This window comes from Streptomyces alkaliterrae (assembly GCF_007097205.2).
Classification (GTDB): domain Bacteria; phylum Actinomycetota; class Actinomycetes; order Streptomycetales; family Streptomycetaceae; genus Streptomyces; species Streptomyces alkaliterrae.
On record NZ_VJYK02000424.1, the window covers coordinates 1 to 3,653 of the forward strand.

Sequence of the window (3,653 nt, forward strand, 5' to 3'; positions counted from 1 at the left end):
CCTCCCCCTCCGGCCCCGCCAAGCATCCACCACGACGCCGCACGGACACGCGGAGCGTGGGACCGTCCCCCGGAACGCTGACGCGCTACGCGGACACGACCCAACAATCCCCTTACCTCCGCTGCTGGCAACTGACGGGTGGTAGTCGGGGGGCGCACCACCCGTCAGTCGCGCTACTTACTCGCGCGGGAACAGTCCGCGCGCCGACAGCCAGGCGAGGTGCAAGGCCCGGCCGTGCACGCAGCCCGCGCTGTTGACTCGGCAGTACTCGCACGCCTCGGCGTGCCCCAGCCACGGCCCATTTCACTCGGACGATACGCAGAGCAGCGCGCCGCCTGGCGGCGCTCATGTCTGCCACCCGGCGGTGGTGAGACGCACCGCACACGGTCTGCACGCGAGCACCACCCGCCCCGGCCCGGTCGCCCCGTCCACCTCAGCCACCTTCACCGGGGTCACCACCCTCTTGTCGCAGAACGCGCAGAACCGCGCGGCAGGATCCGGCCGCCGGTACCCCAGGCCATCCGGGTCGCTCACGACGCCATCCCCTGACCGCACCGTTCACACGACGTCAGCCGGTCAGCGTTCTCCTCCCGCACGACGTACGGCCGGACGAGACGCGAGGCGTCTCCGTCCAGCCAGTCCTCCGCCAGGCCCCGACCCGACCGCGTCCGCCGGCCGGGCAACGGCCTCCACCGCACTCGTCCGAGTCGCGCCATGCGGATCTCGACCGCCGACACCGCACCGGCCGCGAGCACGGCATGCGCCGGCCCACCCCCAGGCAGTCCGAACAACAACCTCCACCACAGGTGGGCAAGGCAGATAGCCTTGTACACGTCGACGCTCCTCAACCAGCGTTTGACCACGCCCCCGGACGGTGGCCGCCGTCGCGGGGGTCTCCTACGTCAAGAGCGTATCTGGCAGCGACACGTATCGCTACGTATCTCCATGTGCCGATCATTAGTCATACTTCTAGCCTCGGAGTCATGGACTTCGGACCTGATGACGTCATCGACCACGACGGGCCGGTCACGCCGTACCGCCAGCTCGCCGGCATCCTCAAGGCTCGGATCGCTCGGGGCGACTGGGCACCCAACCGGGCAATCCCCTCCGAAGCACGACTCGTTCAGGAGTACGGCCTCGCCCGCACCACTGTGCGACGGGCGATCGCACTGCTCGTGGAGGAGAGGGTTCTGTTCGTGGTCCCCCAACGAGGCACGTTCGTAGCTGAACGTTGAGATCCCAGACGTGGACCGCGCCCGGCGAGGAGTCTCCGTACTTCATAGGTGCTTGCGCCATGGAACGCCTGGCAGAAGGGAGTCGAGCACCGTCAGCAGTCCTGGTGGCTCCACAGGGTCCCGCAGGGTGTTCAGATCATCCGGCACGATCCAGACGTGCGTGCCTAGGTTCACCTGCTCGTCGGGGAGTAGGCCGGTCCGAGCCAAGGCCGGCCGCTCATCGGGGAACCGAGCGACGAAGAAGTGCTCCTTCCCTCTGTAGTGCCTGCCGTTCCAACGCACATCGCGCTCGACGAGTATCGACCGTCGGCGACCCCAGCCGGATCGAGGCCGGTTTCCTCGGCCAGTTCACGCCGCGCTGCCGTCAGCGGCGTCTCGCCTGGCTCGATGCCGCCGCCAGGCGGCTCCCACAGCCACGTCCCCTCCTTCGGATCCCGCCAGTGCAGGAGGAGAAGGCGGTGGTCGGCATCCAGGCAGATGACCCGGGCTGCGGGCCGGGCTACTGCTTCCACCGTCCCGAAGTTACGCGGTGATCACGCGATCAGAGGGCTACTTCGCGTGGCGGCGGGCCAGCACGTGGGCGTCGAGGAAGCCGCGTTCGGAGCCTGTGTCGTGGATCAGCCGGGCGAACACGACGAGACCCGCCGCGGCCACCGGTGACGATCAGCATGGTGACCCACTCCACGAGTGCATGCGGCAGATCGAGTGCGGCAGGATGGATGACCAACGAGGCCCCCGAGCAACGTGATTGAGACGTCAGGCATCTCGATCAACAGCCCGGGGGGGCCTCGCTCGTTACGGTCGCAGGCAGTCACCTGATCGGTGGCCATATCGAAGAAGCTCAATCACTCCCAAGCGAGGCCGAGACCCTGCTCGGATCCAGCGCGACGGTGGTAATCATCGCAGCCGCTCTACGGGCCGAGAGATCCTCATCGTCGGCGGCGTTCCTTAGGCGACAGCGCTTGCTGCACTGTCGCTTGCATGATCGCAGGGACCGTCGCACAGCTCGGTCAGATGACGGCAGGCGGTGCCTCGTGGAAGCCCCGGGGTCAGTACAAGGACCATCCGCCCGTGTGCCGGGGCCCTCCATCCCGACGCGAGCTGGCCTGCCCCTGGGCGCGCTCCTCACGTAGCTCCCGCTCCTGCTCCGCAATCATCCGTTCCCCTTCGGCTGCCAACTCCGCGCGCTGGTCGTCGGAAAGCTCGTCCCACTTCTCCTTGAATGGCTGCATGCTGGAAATCAGCCCCTCGGCGTAGGTAGGATTCGCGACCGCCTCTCGCAGGCCCATCCGCCCAGTCAGCACCTCCTGCGCCATCTCCTTGACAGTGTCACCAGCGCCTCCTTCCGCGAGCTTCTCCAGCGTCAGCCGCATCCTCCTGGCTGCCACTGGGTCGTTCTGGGTGAACTCCATGAACTCGGAGTCGTCCACGTACCGCTGCGAACCGCTTTCCTCAGCCACTTGAACTCCTTCGGCTTCCTACTCGAATGTCCACTCACATCCCCGCGCACCACCTGGCACCGTAGAGGGAACGCTCTCCAGCCGTGAAGAAGGCGGGGCAACGTGAGCCGACGCTGACTTAGAGTTCCTAACACAATGAGCGGGTCTGTCGTTCGGTGATGATGCAGCAGGCGAGTTTGAGGAAGGCTTCGTGGATGTCGGCTCTGCGTTCCCAGCGGGTGCGGAGGCGTCGGAAGCCGTGGAGCCAGGCGAAGGTGCGCTCGACGACCCAGCGGTAGGTGCCCAGGCCCGTGCCGTGACGGGTGCCGCGCCGGGCGATCGCCGGGACGATCCCCCGGGCGCGGACCTGGTCGCGGTAGATGTCGTGGTCGTAGCCCCGGTCGGAGAAGAGGGACTGCGGCTTGCGGCGGGGTCTGCCGACCCGGCCCCTGACTGGCGGAATGGCGTCCAGCAGGGGGAGGAGCTGGGTGACGTCGTTGCGGTTGCCTCCGGTGAGGATCACGGCGAGCGGGGTGCCGCGGCCGTCGGTGATCAGGTGGTGTTTGGAGCCTGTCCGGCCCCGGTCGACGGGCGACGGGCCCGTCTGGTGCCCCCTTTTAGCGCTCTGACGTGGCTTGAGTCGACCACGCAGCGGGACCAGTCCAGCCGGCAGGCGGCGTTGAGTTCGGCCAGTAGGACATGGTGGAGGCGGTCCCACACGCCGGCCTCGTTCCAGTCCCTCAGCCTGCGCCAGCATGTCATCCCCGAGCCGAAGCCCAGCTGTTTGGGCAGGTACTCCCACTGGATGCCCTGGTAGAGGACGTAGAGGATGCCGCACAGTACCTGCCGGTCCGGCACCGGCTTGCGCCCCGGATAGCGGAAGCGACGCTCACGCCGGGGCAGCAACGGCTCGATCCGCTCCCACAGTTCATCCGGCACGACCCACGGCTCAGCACTCACGACCCGCCCAACGCCCCAC

General features: G+C 67.7%; 3 protein-coding genes and 3 pseudogenes. 1 reads left to right on the forward strand and 5 read right to left on the reverse strand.

Annotation, left to right across the window (positions count from 1 at the left end; translation table 11 throughout):
* Positions 1–983 precede the first annotated feature (983 nt).
* Positions 984–1,235: a GntR family transcriptional regulator gene (locus FNX44_RS24965; RefSeq protein ID WP_143651256.1), complete on the forward strand. Its 252-nt coding sequence runs from the start codon at positions 984–986 to the stop codon at positions 1,233–1,235.
* Between the two features lie 170 nt (positions 1,236–1,405).
* Here the strand turns inward: FNX44_RS24965 and FNX44_RS24970 are convergent, their stop codons facing one another.
* From FNX44_RS24970 to FNX44_RS24985, 5 genes and pseudogenes are all read right to left on the reverse strand, one after another.
* Positions 1,406–1,747: an NUDIX domain-containing protein gene (locus FNX44_RS24970; RefSeq protein ID WP_323369654.1), complete on the reverse strand. Its 342-nt coding sequence runs from the start codon at positions 1,745–1,747 to the stop codon at positions 1,406–1,408.
* Between the two features lie 37 nt (positions 1,748–1,784).
* Positions 1,785–1,889: pseudogene (locus FNX44_RS24975) on the reverse strand (SAM-dependent methyltransferase); the annotation flags it as partial.
* Positions 1,861–1,962, reverse strand: a pseudogene (locus FNX44_RS30025) (IS5/IS1182 family transposase); the annotation flags it as partial. The pseudogenes FNX44_RS30025 and FNX44_RS24975, both read right to left, overlap by 29 nt.
* A gap of 322 nt (positions 1,963–2,284) precedes the next feature.
* Complete coding sequence (locus FNX44_RS24980; protein WP_323369655.1) at positions 2,285–2,695, reverse strand: hypothetical protein; 411 nt, start codon at positions 2,693–2,695, stop codon at positions 2,285–2,287.
* 127 nt (positions 2,696–2,822) lie between these two features.
* Positions 2,823–3,634 (reverse strand): annotated as a pseudogene (locus tag FNX44_RS24985) (IS5 family transposase).
* Positions 3,635–3,653: the final 19 nt, after the last annotated feature.